At 38.5% G+C, this 16489-nt stretch carries 17 protein-coding genes; 9 read left to right on the forward strand and 8 right to left on the reverse strand.

All coding sequences use genetic code 11. The features are described 5' to 3' along the window. Positions 1-75: 75 nt before the first annotated feature. Entirely contained in the window at positions 76-480 is a 405-nt protein-coding gene (locus tag BDD30_RS18025; protein ID WP_015834737.1) for a DUF1240 domain-containing protein, read from the reverse strand. A gap of 381 nt (positions 481-861) precedes the next feature. Further along, positions 862-1407 (reverse strand): Ail/Lom family outer membrane beta-barrel protein, encoded by a 546-nt coding sequence (locus BDD30_RS18030; RefSeq protein WP_015834736.1) that lies wholly within the window; start codon positions 1405-1407, stop codon positions 862-864. A gap of 352 nt (positions 1408-1759) precedes the next feature. Between BDD30_RS18030 and BDD30_RS23760 the strand changes: the two genes are divergently transcribed. Then, positions 1760-1936, forward strand: coding sequence for a hypothetical protein (locus tag BDD30_RS23760; RefSeq protein ID WP_170152970.1), 177 nt, complete (start codon positions 1760-1762; stop codon positions 1934-1936). Here the strand turns inward: BDD30_RS23760 and dsdC are convergent. Beyond that, positions 1906-2844, reverse strand: a complete 939-nt coding sequence (gene dsdC, locus BDD30_RS18035) for a DNA-binding transcriptional regulator DsdC (protein WP_015834735.1) — start codon at positions 2842-2844, stop codon at positions 1906-1908. The genes BDD30_RS23760 and dsdC overlap by 31 nt on opposite strands. Positions 2845-3086: 242 nt before the next feature. On the opposite strand from dsdC, the gene dsdX reads away from it, so the two are divergent. Both dsdX and dsdA read left to right on the forward strand, forming a co-directional pair. Further along, positions 3087-4424 (forward strand): D-serine transporter DsdX, encoded by a 1338-nt coding sequence (dsdX, locus tag BDD30_RS18040; protein WP_015834734.1) that lies wholly within the window; start codon positions 3087-3089, stop codon positions 4422-4424. Positions 4425-4712: 288 nt separating this feature from the next. Then, positions 4713-6044 carry a D-serine ammonia-lyase gene (dsdA, locus tag BDD30_RS18045; protein ID WP_015834733.1) on the forward strand — a complete coding sequence of 444 codons (1332 nt, stop codon included), beginning with the start codon at positions 4713-4715 and terminating at the stop codon, positions 6042-6044. A gap of 237 nt (positions 6045-6281) precedes the next feature. On the opposite strand, the gene BDD30_RS18050 is transcribed toward dsdA, so the two are convergent. Continuing rightward, positions 6282-8009 (reverse strand): phospholipase D-like domain-containing protein, encoded by a 1728-nt coding sequence (locus BDD30_RS18050; protein WP_041381979.1) that lies wholly within the window; start codon positions 8007-8009, stop codon positions 6282-6284. 408 nt (positions 8010-8417) lie between these two features. Here BDD30_RS18050 and BDD30_RS18055 point away from each other — a divergent pair, with 408 nt between their 5' ends. The 3 genes from BDD30_RS18055 to BDD30_RS18065 all read left to right on the forward strand — a co-directional run bounded on the left by BDD30_RS18055 (position 8418) and on the right by BDD30_RS18065 (position 10938). Beyond that, entirely contained in the window at positions 8418-9473 is a 1056-nt protein-coding gene (locus BDD30_RS18055; RefSeq protein ID WP_015834731.1) for an alkene reductase, read from the forward strand. Between the two features lie 407 nt (positions 9474-9880). Next, positions 9881-10270, forward strand: coding sequence for a nuclear transport factor 2 family protein (locus BDD30_RS18060; RefSeq protein WP_015834730.1), 390 nt, complete (start codon positions 9881-9883; stop codon positions 10268-10270). A gap of 200 nt (positions 10271-10470) precedes the next feature. Beyond that, entirely contained in the window at positions 10471-10938 is a 468-nt protein-coding gene (locus tag BDD30_RS18065; RefSeq protein WP_015834728.1) for an Rrf2 family transcriptional regulator, read from the forward strand. A 168-nt stretch (positions 10939-11106) separates the two neighbouring features. Here the strand turns inward: BDD30_RS18065 and BDD30_RS18070 are convergent, their stop codons facing one another. Further along, a complete protein-coding gene (locus tag BDD30_RS18070; RefSeq protein WP_015834727.1) occupies positions 11107-12147 on the reverse strand; it encodes a LacI family DNA-binding transcriptional regulator in 1041 nt (346 codons plus the stop codon). Between the two features lie 365 nt (positions 12148-12512). On the opposite strand from BDD30_RS18070, the gene BDD30_RS18075 reads away from it, so the two are divergent. Genes BDD30_RS18075 through ulaA form a run of 3 tightly spaced genes read left to right on the forward strand, consistent with a single transcriptional unit; the run spans position 12513 to position 14541 of the window. Next, positions 12513-12956, forward strand: coding sequence for a PTS sugar transporter subunit IIA (locus BDD30_RS18075; RefSeq protein ID WP_015834726.1), 444 nt, complete (start codon positions 12513-12515; stop codon positions 12954-12956). Between the two features lie 28 nt (positions 12957-12984). Then, entirely contained in the window at positions 12985-13272 is a 288-nt protein-coding gene (locus BDD30_RS18080; RefSeq protein WP_041381976.1) for a PTS sugar transporter subunit IIB, read from the forward strand. Between the two features lie 12 nt (positions 13273-13284). After that, positions 13285-14541: a PTS ascorbate transporter subunit IIC gene (gene ulaA, locus BDD30_RS18085; RefSeq protein WP_015834724.1), complete on the forward strand. Its 1257-nt coding sequence runs from the start codon at positions 13285-13287 to the stop codon at positions 14539-14541. Between the two features lie 235 nt (positions 14542-14776). Here ulaA and BDD30_RS24785 read toward each other — a convergent pair whose 3' ends face one another. From BDD30_RS24785 to BDD30_RS18095, 3 genes are all read right to left on the reverse strand, one after another. Beyond that, on the reverse strand, positions 14777-14911 hold the full coding sequence (locus BDD30_RS24785) for a hypothetical protein (RefSeq protein ID WP_282958051.1): 135 nt from the start codon (positions 14909-14911) through the stop codon (positions 14777-14779). An 8-nt stretch (positions 14912-14919) separates the two neighbouring features. Then, positions 14920-15660 (reverse strand): helix-turn-helix transcriptional regulator, encoded by a 741-nt coding sequence (locus tag BDD30_RS18090; protein ID WP_015834723.1) that lies wholly within the window; start codon positions 15658-15660, stop codon positions 14920-14922. Positions 15661-15835: 175 nt separating this feature from the next. After that, the gene (locus tag BDD30_RS18095) at positions 15836-16159 is read right to left on the reverse strand and encodes a hypothetical protein (RefSeq protein WP_015834722.1); all 324 of its coding nucleotides are present in this window, start codon (positions 16157-16159) and stop codon (positions 15836-15838) included. Positions 16160-16489 lie beyond the last annotated feature (330 nt).

Consider the following 16489-nt stretch of genomic DNA (forward strand, 5'->3'; position numbering starts at 1 on the left):
TGAAAAAATAAAAAAGTTCTCAAATAATGAGAGCTAAACAGGTGAAAATATGAGAGAAGAATATTTATAAAATTTTCATTCACATAATTTAATGTCTTTGACATAGGTTGTAGGCGACATCCATGAGATTTTATCACACACCAAATAACCGTCATTTTTTAATTGATGACCTACCCAGAAAGATATTGGAAGACTGGTAATAAAAGAAATAATCATAATAGAACCTAGGAATTTGATATACGACATATGATTATTAGGTAATCTATTGAAAATAAAATAAAAAAATACAGATGTAAAATAATACAAAATGAGTGGAAATGAAAAGAAGCAAATAAAAATCATACTAGAAAATACTATCTCATCTTTCATTGCTAATAATGAATGAATATTGTTAAAAATAATATAATATCCAAAGAAAATAATATACCCTTCATCTTTCAAATTGCCTCTTTGTTGGCTGCACTCACTCACCCCAGTCACAGAGTTATCTATGCTCTTGGGGATGCGTTCACTTGCCGCCGCGATGCATCTTGAAATCTATTGGGTATATATTATTAAATCAACTTCAGGTGTCCTGGGTTTTCTTTCCATTCTTTATCAATATCAATTTGATGATTTTCGGACTTATTCCATATTTCTTATCCATATTTAATATTGTAGAAATAACCTTGTTTAGTTCTGGTTTTGCTCAATAAAAGATTCGTAATATGTTAAATAGATTCCGAGTTGCTTTTTTGGGGAACGATGAGTTTATTTTTCTGATATGCAGAATTGAGTCAAAATTTCTAAATAAATCACCAAGGCGATAAATCATATAAAATATTTGGCCTTGATGATTCTATAATCTTTTTGTTGACTAAATTAGAAGCGGTAGCCGACGGTTATATTAAAGCCATTAGTGGCGAGTTTATCTCCTTCATTACGTTCGATATCAAAGCGGCTGCCTTCATAACCAACTGTAACGGATGTGTTGGTTGTCGGATTGATAATTAAACCGGCTCCCCAACCCAAAGCATTATTGTTTCCTTCTGCTTTCTCTGTGTACCCATTTCCATAGGTGGCGGAATGTTTTACATTAATTCTGGATAACCCCAGTTGGCTATATAAACTAACATAATCATTAATTCTATAAGTCGGGCCAGTCATCAAAGAATAATACTTAGTATCAAGTTTAGTGAATTCTTCGGTCTCTTTTTCATCCCCTTTAGCAAAGGTAAATGATGATAACAGTCCCCATTGATCATCCAATTCATATCGATAACTTATTGTTGCACCGTTTAGTGCTTTAATTTCTTGTGGCTTCACATAGGCATACCCGATAGAAGCGGTATGTTGTTCAGCTTGAGCTGGTAAGGTTATTGCACACGCAGAAAAAATAATGCCACAGCTTAGTAAAAATTTTTGCATTTAATTACACTCTATATAATTTCGTAATGAACTACTTTTTAACTATTTAAAATGGTTTGCAGACCGACGGATGTAATAAATATCACAACTTAAATAATTAGTATATATTTTTCTATAAAATTAAGATTTTATACACGATTCACTAACTATTATCATTACTTTATTCTTGGTGGATATTTGGGGAGTAATCTGGTTGTATTAGTATAAATAATCGCTTTATTGTTGTAAGATTCGTCAATTATTGGCTTTGAAATTATTCTTTCTTTAATATCTGATAATTATTTATACCTAATAGATTTCAAGTTATAGCGCGGCGGTAAGTGAACGAATCCCCGGGAGCATAGATAACTCTGTGACTGGGGTGAGTGAAAGCAGCCAAAAAAGCAGCAGCTTGAAAGATGAAGGGTATATATTAGTTTTCTTCTATTCTGTGGCGATTAGCTATCGCCACTTAAAACAGGACGGAGTTGTTATATCTGTTAACGGCTGGCTGTGTTTCTATTCGTCTATGATTGATTTCAGCCATTGAATAAATGCATTGACTTTTTCACTCTGTTGTTGGGGAAGGGTACAGGTATAGTAATACTGTTTACATAGCACTTCGGTATTGGGAAAAGGGGCCACTAATTCTTTGCTTGCAATTTTTTCCCCAATCATGTTTTTTCTTCCCATTGCAATACCAGCATGGTGCATTGCGGCAACAGCAGCTAAATCAGAGCGGTCGAATACTATACATTTTTGCGACGGGTTCAGGCTGATACCAAAATGTTCTGTCCAGGTATCCCACTCTTTTGTGTCAGAATCGTAACTCCATGCTTGTTTATCATGTAATAATGTGCAGTATTGCAAATTATCGATATTCCCTATCAGGTCATATTTTTCGGCATATTGTGGGCTACAGACCGGAGTAATATATTCACTCATTAGATATTGGTGGGACAACTCGTCGGACATAACATCATCAAAATAGATTGCCAGATCGATACCATAACCGCGGAAATTCACGTTTTCGTTACCAACCAGGATGTTCAGATTAATGGATGGATAGAGCTGATTAAAAGCAGCCAATTTGGGAACTAACCAGCATTGGGTAAAGGTCGGGCGAGAATAGATAGTCAGGTTTCCTGATAGTTCTTGATTTTTTATTTCCAGAATTTCCTGATTCAAATGTTCTAGTGTCGATTTAATTGTCCAAAATAAACGCTTGCCTTCACAAGTTAATTCAAGCTTTCTATGAAAACGTTGGAAGAGTTTGAATCCCAGTTCTTGCTCCAATGAACTGATTCGATGGCTGACTGCGCTGGCACTAATAGCTAATTCATCAGCTGCCAGAACGAAAGAGCAGTGGCGAGCGGCTATCTCAAATGTATGCAGTTTTGATAACTGGCTTCCATTGAGTAGCTTGTTGACAACCATGAAATTATCATCTGTGTACATATTTATAATGTTTCTTTTTCATCGAAGATGGGATAATACAACCGTATCATCAAGGTCGTATATTTCAGATAGTTTTAGTGATTTGAGTGGCAAATAAAGTGAAAATTTTGATCAGTATCACTGAATTGGCTCAACAGAGTTCATGCATGGCTATGTATTGATCATTTGTCAAAAATTGAATATTCATATTCAATAGTGAAAATATACGCAACGAACAGAGGTTAACTGCGGGGAATGATTAAGTGGATTCACAACCTTGGGTGATTAGTACGCTACTCACAAGTATTGTGTTAATCGTATTTACGATAATCAAATTAAAAATTCACCCTTTTCTGGCGTTATTGCTAGCAAGTTTTTATGTCGGCGTATTAATGGGAATGAACCCTGTTGAGATGGTGAGAGCCATTGAAGCAGGGATTGGTAATACGCTGGGTTTTTTGGCAGCAGTCATTGGTTTGGGAACCATTCTTGGCAAAATGATGGAGGTATCTGGCGCAGCAGAGCGTATTGGTATCACATTGCAAAAATGCCGATGGCTCTCACCAGATATCATTATGGTACTGATTGGCCTGATTTGTGGTATTACCTTGTTTGTTGAAGTCGGGGTGGTGTTGTTGATCCCGTTAGCATTTTCTATTGCTAAGAAAACGAATACGTCATTGTTGAAATTAGCGATTCCGTTGTGTACGGCATTAATGGCAGTTCATTGTATTGTTCCTCCACACCCAGCGGCGTTGTTTGTTACGAATAAATTAGGGGCGGATATTGGTTCGGTAATTGTTTATGGGCTAATAGTTGGCTTGTTTGCGTCTTTGATCGGTGGTCCATTATTTCAGAGATTGCTTGGCAGCCGTCTGCCTTTTAAATCGGTTCCAGATGAATTTTCTGATATTGGGGTTCGTAGGGAGGAAGATTTACCCCCTCTAGGTATCACATTGTTTACTATATTATTACCAATTGGGTTGATGCTGATTAAAACGTTTGCTGAACTGAATATGGAAAAAGGCACCTTGTTTTACATGGTGCTCGAATTTATCGGCAACCCTATTACCGCTATGTTTCTTGCTGCATTTGTTGCCTATTACACTTTGGGCATTAAACAAAATATCGGTATGAGTACGCTGTTGACAAAAACGGAAGATTGTTTCGCCTCTATCGCCAATATCTTATTGATTATCGGTGCAGGCGGAGCATTTAATAGTATTCTGAAAGGAAGCGGGATTAGTGATACGTTGGCAATTATTTTGTCAAATCTGGATATGCATCCAATTCTTTTGTCTTGGTTGGTTGCCATTATTTTGCATGCAGCGGTTGGTTCTGCAACCGTAGCAATGGTGGGAGCAACTGCGATTGTTTCTCCTATGTTGCCGTTATATCCAGATATCAGCCCGGCAATCATTACCTTAGCGATTGGTTCTGGTGCCATCGGCTGTACTATCGTGACTGATTCACTGTTCTGGTTGGTTAAGCAATATTGCGGAGCAACGCTCAGTGAAACTTTTAAGTATTATACGACCGCAACATTTATTGCATCTGTTGTTGCGTTGGCTGGGACATTTCTACTTTCTACCATTGTGTAAATAGAAAGGATAATAGTTCAGCCGTTAAAAAATAAGAAGTGCGAATATGTCAATACCAGGGAAGCCTATAAAATAGGCAGGCTTTATAGCCAAAATAATAAAAAAATTAAATATTAACGTACTAATCAAAACAAGGGGAAGATAGAAAGATAAAAAAGATGATGTTCTGATATTTTGCAGGAAATTGTAGTAACAATAACAGAGTTAATATAATAAAAATTTAATAATTAAGAAAATAAGCATTATTTTTGTATACCAGGGAAACATTAATCTTGGGTTAACACACAAATGAAAAGTACAGAGATTCAACAGTTACTAAATGAATATCCATTAGTAAAAAGTTTAATAAAATTAGAGGAAATCTTCTGGTTTAACCCTTGTAACACAACCTTTAAAGAGGGATTGTCTTTCGTAGGTTTGGATGCTGATGATGTTCGGGATGCTGAAGCACGTCTGAAGCGTTTTGCATCTTATTTATGCAAAGCTTTCCCGGAGACAAAAGCGACGAATGGCATTATTGAATCAGAGGTGGTGGCTATTCCTGCGATGCAGAAAACACTGAAACAGTATTATGGTGTTGATATCACAGGAAAAATTCTGCTTAAGAAAGACAGTCATTTGCCAATTTCCGGTTCGATTAAAGCTCGTGGTGGTATTTATGAAGTATTGGCTCATGCGGAAAAATTAGTATTACAGGCTGGTTTGCTGTCTGAAAATGATGATTACAGCAAACTGTTTTCTGAAAAATTCAGACAGTTTTTTAGCCAATACAGCATTGCTGTAGGTTCTACCGGTAATTTGGGGTTATCTATAGGCATTATAAGTGCAAAACTGGGTTTTAATGTCAGTGTGCATATGTCTGCCGATGCCCGTGAGTGGAAGAAGCAAAAGCTACGTTCACATGGGATCAAGGTGGTAGAACATCAACAAGATTATGGTATAGCTGTAGCCCATGGGCGTAAAGAAGCGGAGTCTGATCCCAACTGTTTCTTTATTGACGATGAAAATTCCAGGACGTTATTTCTGGGATATTCTGTGGCAGGTGGCCGGGTAAAAGCCCAATTTGAGCAGATGAATATTGTGGTTGATGAAGATCATCCACTATTTGTTTACCTGCCGTGTGGGGTTGGTGGTGGCCCCGGCGGTGTTGCATTTGGGCTGAAACTGGCTTTTGGTGATCATGTGCACTGCATTTTTGCTGAACCGACTCATTCTCCATGCATGTTATTGGGGGTATATACCGGTTTGCATGACAAGATCAGTGTACAGGACATCGGTATTGACAATGTGACGGCTGCTGATGGTCTTGCGGTAGGAAGGGCTTCCGGTTTTGTCGGTCGAGCTATGGAACGCTTGCTTGATGGTTTTTACACCATTAATGATCAGGAGATGTATAACCTGTTGGGTTTACTTAATCGTGATGAGGGTATCCAGTTAGAGCCTTCGGCGTTAGTTGGAATGGCTGGTCCTGCTCGTGTTAGTAGCAACCTTGATTATTTGAACAACAAGCATCTTTCAGTAGAAAAGATGAAGCAGGCTACGCATTTGGTTTGGGCAACTGGCGGCGGTATGGTGCCTGATGATGAGATGACAAAATACTTGGCTATAGCCAAAATCTAATCGTCAATAATTTAACGGGTTCCAAACCTAGATTATTTGAAAATGGGGTCTTTCACAGGGGCAATTTGGTTGCCAGTGCCTAGTTTCTCAGATTCAATGTCCCGCTGGCCTTCAGGTTATTACTGAAAAACGCTTTGATTTGGTTTTTTACTCTGAAAAGTCATCTTCTTAATGTTGTTCAAATTATATTCCCGCCAGCAGTTGGCGGGAAATATATCAGTACATTTGTTACTTATATCAAACATTTTTGTAATTAAATGAATGTCTTCCTGAGTATTTCCACAACGGTTCCCAGTAGGATTCTATGAAAGTTTTCACCGCATCTTCTCCCTCAATAAGATAGTTGAATTCTGAAAGATATCCTGGATAGAGATTATCAGAACCCACTATGTATAGTTCATCATCAATTATTGTTACTTTTGCATGATTCCCAGGAGCAGGGGGAACTTTGGGATATACCTGCTCAGGACCACCTGCTTTAACTAAGGACCGGAATGGGCGTCCTATAGCACCTACCTGTGGAGGTCTTTCAGAAAGAGACGGTTCTTTTAGCGTGGCAGTATAAGAATTTTCATCTGTGGTTGGCCATTTGTATGTAGTACCCTCAATTAAAAGATCTTCAGGTACTTTGTCTGTAAAGAAAAAAGGGGCAACTTCTATTCTTTTCAGTGCAGCCTGCCTGATTCCATCCGGATCTTCCAGCTTCTCATCGGTATGCTCATCATGTGTCAAATAGTATTTAAATATTTCAAACGTTCTTCTGGCTCCAGAACCAAAAGAATATTGATCACCAGCAGCTCCTGCTGCTGCATCAAGCGGCGATACAACAACTTGAACTTCCAGCTCGGGGTTGGCAAGTAATGCTTCGATCAACCATCGGCACACATGATGATCTCGCCATTGTTTTTTCCATGCACTGACAAGATCCTGTTGGGACATGCGAATTTTTTTCTTTGCATTCTTTATTATAAACTCTTTCATTATTTCAGAGCCTTTTTTATAATCCGTTCGCATATCAGGCCCAATCCAATATTTACCTACGGATAATATCCGGCTTGCTTGCTTATATTCTGGGTCCTTAGGGGGATTTTTTAGGCATTCTTCTTTTTTTCTGTCTATATATTCAGTAATGTGCTGTTTTTTTAATGGGTCTTCCGGCTTTCCCACAATACCATTAGCATTAACCCATTTATTTCCATTTATATCAAAGAATTCTTTAGTTAAGAGGTCTGTATCAGCCTCCCACATATTATTTAAAAATAATTGTGAGCTTAATGATGCCGTTCCTATAACTTTAACAGAGACATCATGAACTGGAGGGTAATTTCTAAAAAGATCCATATTTAAATTATGGCCTCCGACAAATGACTCAATTCCATCAACTGCGATAATTTTTGTATGGTTCCATGTCATTCTGGTATCAGTTTCAGAAACCATTTCCTCTGGTAGCAGCTTCTTCTCTAATGATATTTTAAGTCCGTCTACTATCCTGTAAAATCTACCAATCCATATTTCAGGTATACACTCCCAATGAGCTCTCCTCTCTTGCATTAATTTAATAATATCATTCTTCAATGCCAAATATTCAGGGGTACCTTCAAAGTATGAACCCACACCATTTAACAAAGATGTCGGCGTTTGAGCGAATAAGAGCCTTATCTGAGTTCTATCCTTCCTGTTTATTTTCTTTGTAAATGCGCGATCAATTGCCGATAGAATAACTTTTCTCCACTCTGCATCCGGGGCATTTAAGGAGGAAATATCACAGCGATAACGCATGTTTTCCAGAATGCTTACAATTGCATCTTCAAATTCCGCTGCTCTTTTGACAGCCTGCGGCATTATCTCTTTTCCAAAAGGAAACCCCCATATTTTGGGAGTATCAAATATTTTTACATAGTTGATTTCACTGGTTTTATTAAAGTAACCGTCCAGTTTTTTTTGTAAGCCATCCAATAAATTCATATATGCATCCTCTAGGCAACAATTTTTTGATATATCAACCAACAGCTTGCCAGCATCAGGAAAGCTATTTGTAATCATAGCTAATTTTTGAGGGGGGTAGGCTAAAAAAGATAAAACCGAGCTTCACTGTGCCTTTTCTAATGGAGTTAATGAAAAGATCAGATGGGTAATTTAGAAGGAACGTGTTGGTGTCATCGCATTAATCTTGTGGATATCCTGACATCTGGTATCAGATCTCTCTTGATTAATGTAACTGTGTAAGTTACATTAATTCATATCAGCGGTCATCCCCGTTGTTGAAGGTTCGAGAATGGATACATTCCAACTGACATTGCTTGCTTTCGGTTTATGTACGTATTGATGATTTGCAACGCAGTGCATTTATTTAGTACATGTGAGAGAAAAAATATGCCTACACTTTTTGACCCAATTCGCATTGGTGATCTCGACTTGCCAAATCGTATCATTATGGCTCCTTTGACACGTACCCGTGCGGTAGGAGAAGGGCGTATTCCTAATGCGTTGATGGCGGAATACTATGCTCAGCGCGCTTCTGCTGGTTTGATTATCAGTGAAGCGACTTCAGTAACTCCACAGGGGGTTGGCTACGCTAATACGCCCGGTATTTGGTCAGATGAACAAGTTGCTGGCTGGCGATTGGTCACGGATGCGGTACATGCTGCTGGTGGACGTATTTTTATACAGCTTTGGCATGTAGGGCGGATTTCAGATCCTATTTTCCTTAATGGGGAACGACCAGTAGCTCCGAGTGAGATTGCGGCTGATGGTCATGTTAGCTTATTACGTCCAGAACGTCCGTTTGTGGTTCCGCGGGCGCTTGAAGCTAACGAAATTCCCGGCATTGTCGAAGCGTTCAGACGCGGAGCGGAAAATGCGAAAACGGCAGGATTTGACGGAGTAGAAATACACGGTGCCAATGGCTATTTACTCGATCAATTCTTGCAAGATAATGCCAATATACGTAAGGATCAGTACGGTGGTTCAATAGAAAATCGTGCTCGGTTGTTGCTGGAAGTGACAGATGCTTGTATTTCTGTTTGGGGAGCATCATGTGTTGGTATGCATTTGTCTCCACGCGGTGGTAGTTACTCAATGGAGGATTCCAATCCGGTGATGACTTTCGGATATGTCGCACGTGAACTTGGTAAACGCGGTATTGCTTTCATCTTCTCGCGGGATTCTGTTATTGAGGGGGATCTCAGTAAGGAAATAAAGGATGCTTTTGGGTCAACTTATATTGCTAATGAGCAACTGACTAAAGATAGTGCAGAAAAAATTCTTGCTGATGGCAGAGCTGATGCGGTGGCTTTTGGTGAATTGTTCATCTCTAACCCTGATCTCCCTCACCGGTTTTTAGTCAGAGCGCCATTTAATGAACCGAAGCCAGAAACATTTATGGTGCCTGGAGCAGCAGGCTATACCGATTATCCCTCGCTTACTTAATTATAAATATTTACACGATTTTAATGTTAAAGAGTATTGATATGAAGCGTATGCTTAACTTTTCTATTGCCGGGCTTAATGCCCGGTTCAACAATTCTATTCAATCCTTTCAATTGTTACCATAATATTTAGCAAAGAAACTGACTCGGTTGCCGTGCTACCTAGTGATGTTTGCGATGCCAAAATACGTGTGATGAGCTTCTATGGATACTTATGCTTACCTAAGTAAGGGGATATCTTACCCACTATGGATAGCCTAAGATGAAAGATGCTCGAATTATTTTCCGGGGATGTTAATTCAAGGTTCCATCGGATCTTTTTGATTGAATATCCCAAGATATCAGGTTGGTCTGTTTATTAAAAGCCGGCCATCTTTCATCATAGGATAATTTGAAGGAGAATTATCAATGTCAGATTCATTAAATGTTTCTATTGTTCGTCGTTTTTACGAGTCTATGAGGGATATCAATATTGTTCGCCAGTTGATGGGGGATGACATTATTTGGGATATTACCGAAGGAGCTCTACATGGTGGGGTTTATGAAGGAATTGAAGACGTATTTAATAATTTTTTTGTGCCATTTTTTAATGACTTTGAGGAATTTACTGTAAAAAGTTCTGAATTTTTCGAGTCAGGTGATCATGTGATTGTTTTAGGTAATTATTTAGGGAAAGTAAAGAATGGTAAACGATTTATTTCTCGTTTCGTTCATATATGGACAGTGCGAGACGGACGGCTGGTAAAATTACAGCAGACTGCTGATACCCTTCAGATTGATCGTGCTCATGCCGTTTAAGATGGAGGTCAACGTAACGAAGTTTCGATGGTATCGTATGTGACGGCAGAACTGGAGGAATCAGGATGTTAATCGAACAGGTTGACATTCTGAATTTCACTATTTATTATTATGTGACGAAATTAGTTACATATTGTGTGATCTTTTTCTCGTTTTCTGCTGTTCCTCAATAACATCCTTAAGGTATACAGGGGCCTCCAGTGCCAACATCTACCCGTTTTGCCGTAGCTATTCATATCCTTACTGATATTGCGCTTCATCATGGGCAAGCCGTGCGTTCCGAAGATATCGCAAGAAGTGTGAATACTAATCCGACTGTAGTTCGTCGGCTTCTGGGTGCTCTTGCAGATGCAGGACTTACCTATTCACAAATGGGCCAGGGAGGCGGAGCGTTACTGGCTCGGCCACCGGAGCAAATTTCGTTACTAGATATTTATCGCGCAGTTGAAGATCCGCTGTATTTCACGTTGCACCGCTCTAAACCTAATCCTAAATGTTATATTGGGCACAATATTACTCCGGTATTGGAAAATGAGTTTTTGCGTATTACTTGTGTGTTGGAAACTGCTCTTGCTGAAACGACAATTGCTGATATGGCAAATCGAGTTGAAGATTGTGCTGGCTTTCCTTTTAAACCATCCAATCTAGGCCAACAGGAGGCTAAGTAGCACTTTACCCGTTATCTTTCAAGTTGTGCACTCACTCACCCCAGTCACAGAGTTATCTATGCTCCCGGGGATTCGCTCCCTTGCTGTCGCGCTGCATCTTGAAATCCATAGGGTATATATAAGTTTTCATAGCAATTTATGCCACTATCACTGGAATTCTCAACTCTGCTAGGAGCTTTGTCTGGGCTCGAACTTATATGAAAACAGATGATGTTGATCATTTTGACATTCAAGTTCATCTTTATCTTGTTTATTGAGCAACTTTACCAGCAATTTTCCTGTGTCTTTCCCTATCTTGGGGTAGTCAATGCGGATTGATGTCAGTGTTGGTTGTGTGTGGTCACAATTATCTGAGCCTTCCAAACAAGCGATAGCCAGATCAGTAGGTATTTTCAGCAGACGACGTTGGCATTCAAACATGACTCCTAAGGCAATCACTTCATGACTACAAATCACACCTTCCAATTCAGGTTGACGTAATAACATCTCAGTAATTGCCTGACGACCAAATTGCATATTGGCAGCATCGGATGTAGTGATACTTTGATCAGCATTCTGATAGTGGTGCAGCATTGCTCTATTCCAGCCATTAATTTGCTGATTTTGTAAACGGTTATCCATTTGTGCACCAATATAGCCAATATATTTTCGACCTTTGCTAAGCATATGCTCAGTCAGGGTATAGGCAGCTTCAGAAGAATCCATTTCTATATTGATAGTCGTCTGTTGCTGATGGGTTCCCGCAACATTGATGATCGGGATATTAATATGAGAAATGTTGTTGTAAGTTTTATCTGTCAACTGAGAACCGAAGATAACCAGTGCTGCTGCGTTGCTTTGCAGTAATGTCATGATAATCTCGGCCTCTTTATTACGGTTATATTCATGACATCCGAGTAAAACCTGGAAAGCGTGTTTATTCAGCACTTGTTGCAGTGACTGTATAAATGTAGCGCAAGCTTTATCTGTCAATGATGGAACAAGAACAGCAATAATATTACTTTGGCCTGAGGCGAGTACGCCAGCAGCACCATTTGGGATATATCCCAATTCCTGTATGGCCTGTTCAATTTTTTCCCGTAATTTATCCGATACCATACTTGGCGTTCTCAATGTGCGTGAGACCGTCATTGAGCCGACACCGGCATACTTAGCAACATCTTGTAATGTTACTCGCCCTGTATTACGGCGTTTTCGTGTCTTTTCCATTAAATATTTTTCTATTTTTTTAATGAACAGCTATGAATTTGACGGTGGGATTTTACCTTATCTCAAGTTAGTCGTGGGGAAAAAAACCATGATGTGCTTACCATGCTGGTAAATCGTTCAGATAACAAATGATAGCGCTATCACAATTATGACTTATGATTGTAGATAGCGCTACCATTTGTGACTAATATCACCAGAAAGCGAATTTGAAGTCAGATTTAACAGAATGAGGATGAAATATATTCACATTGCGAATGGTATGACTTGAGATACCGGAAATGGACTTATGGTGTTTTGGCGATCTGCTTCATCCCATGAAGGCTGAACATCATTAAACAGAATAAAGTTTCGACCAGGAGAAGCTGATGCTAAAAACTTTACTCACCAGAGATGTGATCCAATTGATCCCAAATATTAAAAATTGGCGAGAAGCTATTGCTGTTGCCTGCCAACCACTGGTGGAAAATGGTGCAATTTCTCCCCGTTATATTGATGCTATTTATCGTTCTCATGAGGAGATTGGGCCTTATTACGTTATAGGTCCGGGAATTGCTATGCCACATGCCAGACCTGAGGAGGGAGTGAACAAATTATCGTTAGCATTAACCGTTGTCAGTCAGGGTGTTGAATTCGGCTCTGAAGAAAACGACCCGGTTAAGCTACTGATTGTACTGGCTGCGACTGACAGTAACAGTCATGTCGAAGTGATCGCTCAACTTGCAGAGCTTTTTGATAATCAACAAGATACAGAGCTATTAATGGGGGCCAAAAGTAAGGAAGAGATTCTTGCCGTGATTAACAAATATTAAGTCGTTATTTTTTGCTATGGGAAACAGTATGAAAATCACAGTCGTTTGCGGAAATGGATTAGGTACCAGCCTGATGATGGAAATGAGCATCAAAAATATTCTGAAAGATATAGGGATAGATGCTAGCGTTGATCACGTTGATTTGGGATCAGCAAAGGCAACTCAAAGCGATATTTTTGTTGGCACGAAAGATATTGCAGAGCAATTGGTTGCTCAGGCAGTCGATGGCAAAATTGTTGCGCTGGACAATATGGTAGATAAAGCCGCGATGAAACAGCGTCTGTCCGCGGCATTAACTGAACTTGGTGCACTGTAACCGGAGGTAGCCATGGAATTCTTCCACTTTCTGATGAGTGATGTGCTGTCAGAACCTGCGGTCTTGGTGGGATTTATCGCACTTATTGGTTTAATCGCACAAAAAAAACCAGTGACTGAATGTATCAAAGGCACCATAAAAACTATAATGGGGTTTGTGATCTTGGGGGCGGGCGCTGGGTTAGTTGTTTCTTCACTGGGGGGTTTTGCTGCAATTTTCCAACATGCCTTTGGTATTCAGGGCGTAGTACCAAATAACGAAGCGATTGTTTCCATTGCGCAGAAAAGTTTTGGTAAAGAAATGGCAATGATTATGTTCTTTGCCATGGTAATCAATATCCTGATTGCACGTTTTACACCCTGGAAATTCATCTTTCTGACAGGGCATCACACGCTGTTTATGTCTATGATGGTGGCAGTGATTCTGGCGACAGCTGGGATTAGCGGAACTAAGCTAGTGGTTATCGGTTCTGTGGTTGTCGGTGTTGCTATGGTTTTTTTTCCGGCAATTGCTCATCCGTATATGAAGAAAGTGACAGGTTCTGATGAGGTTGCCATTGGGCATTTTTCTACGCTTTCTTATGTTCTGTCTGGTTTTATTGGGAGTAAACTGGGCAATAAAGCGCATTCAACGGAAGAGATGAATGTCCCGAAAAGTTTGCTGTTTCTGCGTGATACATCGGTCGCTATTGCTTTCACAATGGCGATTATTTTTATGATCACCTGCTTGTTTGCTGGTGGTGATTTTGTAAGAGAAGTCAGTGGTGGTAAAAATGGATTCATGTTTTCGTTAATGCAATCTATTACCTTTGCTGCTGGCGTATATATCATTCTACAAGGTGTGAGAATGGTAATTGCAGAAATTGTTCCCGCGTTTAAAGGTATTTCCGACAAGTTGGTTCCGAATGCTAAACCTGCATTAGATTGCCCGGTTGTATTCCCTTATGCGCCTAATGCGGTATTGGTAGGTTTCCTATGCAGTTTTGTTGCTGGTGTTATCGGCATGTTTATTCTGTATGCATTGGGGATGACGGTAATCATTCCAGGGGTTGTGCCACACTTTTTCGTTGGTGCTGCGGCTGGCGTTTTTGGTAATGCAACAGGTGGTCGCAGAGGTGCTATTCTCGGTGCTTTTATTCAGGGTTTTCTGATTACTTTTTTACCCGTATTCTTATTGCCTGTCCTTGGGGATATTGGTATTGCTAACACGACATTTAGTGATGCTGATTTCGGTGCGTTAGGTATTCTGTTGGGAATTATTGTTCGTTGATTTAGGGTAGCCAGAATTTTGGGATTGAAACAGGGGCCGGTCATGTTCCCTGTCTCGATCTCTTTTACCAATAAGTTATTCGACTATAAGTTTCAGTCAATACTCACTCTAGTTTTATGGTTTCTTAATTTTCTAAAAATCCTCAACAGAAAAGGAAAAGAATATTCAAAAAAATGATGATATACCACGTTCTAAGCCCTTTATTTTGATTTATCAAGTTATTGCCTATATCAGATTAGGAAAAATTCAAGTGAAACTCAGATTGATTAAACAGAACAGCGAGAAATAGGTAATAATAAAATCGATTATTTATATACCCGTTATCTTTCAAGTTGCCTCTTTGCTGGCTGCACTCACTTACCCCGGTCACAGAGTTATCTATGCTCCCTGGTCGTCGCGAGGCATCTTGAAATCCATAGGGTATAGCAAAATATGGCCTATAGACTGAAAGTATTTAGGTGGGATGTAAAGATCATAATTATTCTCTTTGCAAAATATTCTTAATTCAATGGCTGAGTTAACTGATAGTTTCTCATAGATATTTTCGAAATATTTTTCTACAGTACGGTATGAAATTTTCATTTCTCTGGCGATGCATCTATTGTTGACGCCGCGACAGAATAAAAAAATAACTATCCATTCTTTTTCTTTCAATATATTGCTGGGTGGCTGAAATCTAATCGATATAGGAATGTCATTCTCTATATAATGAGACGCGGTAAAATTATGTATTTCTCTGGCGTGAGAAATAATGCCAATACACTGTTTATTTTCATCCATTAGTGGATACTTATTACAGAGATAGTAGGATATAGATTGCTCATTTTTGCTTTGAGGATGAGTGTTGAGAGATGATATTCGTTGCATACATTGTAAGACCTTACGATCATGTTCCTCAAAAAGATGAGCAAATTGATTAACTGGTGTCGGTAATTCTCTATCAGTATATCCGATAACATTAAAGTTTTCAGGTAACTTATTTGTTTTAATAAACATGGTATTTGCATAAATAAAACGGAATTCCTTATCTTTCACAGACCATGGTTCTGAGCTTTTATCCCACATATTAGTTAACTGAGGAGTAATAAAAGGGACTTTTTTACATCCTGATCGACTCATATTTGACCTTTATAACATTATTACCTTATAAAAAATTTGAATAAACGACATTTATAAGTAAAACAACAAAAACCTTTTTGGTGTATAGCGATTAAAATTATTTATTTTGCAGTACTCCTCCAGTTGTAAATCAGAGTTAATGTTTAATTTTCTATAAATTTTCTAATGTATTTCTCTATGATTTTGTAAGAGATGTTAAGTAATTAATTGATTTGATTTCTGTTGTATTTTTATAAGAAAAGGAAAACGATTTCCCATTCTTGCTGAGTGAGAGGTTTGCATGTTTAATAAAATATCCATATAATTCATGGTGTTGTAACGTAGTTTTACTATCATTTTTACCTCGATAGTCATACGTAGAGTTTATGTTTTGAAGTTTGGCCAATGCATCATTGCCATAGAGAAAATGGGAAAATTTATCTTTTATTCCCCATGGTGCATTACTCGTTTCCAGGGTATTTATTATTTGTGATGAAATAATGGAGTTTTCTCTAGTCATATTTATTTTTATGTAATATTTCGATTTAAGAAAAAATTCTGCTTTTTGTCGGTAAACATCTTTTTAGCATGTAGAGACTAAAATCGGTGAGAAACATGGAAGTTTTTAGTGTCATACGTATTGAAAATGATACCGATACAATGACCATTATATTCGTAAGGATTATTGCTTTTTTTCCACGTGTCAATTAATTTCATAGTGACATTATTCGATTTATTTTTTATGTTTGACATGATAATTCATTAGTTTTTATTTAAGTGATTATCTGAAAGGTTTTTTTACTGATTTTACTTAAAATAACCTGAACATATAATAGATTGCAATAATTAA

The organism is Photorhabdus asymbiotica, assembly GCF_003634575.1.
Taxonomy (GTDB): domain Bacteria; phylum Pseudomonadota; class Gammaproteobacteria; order Enterobacterales; family Enterobacteriaceae; genus Photorhabdus; species Photorhabdus asymbiotica.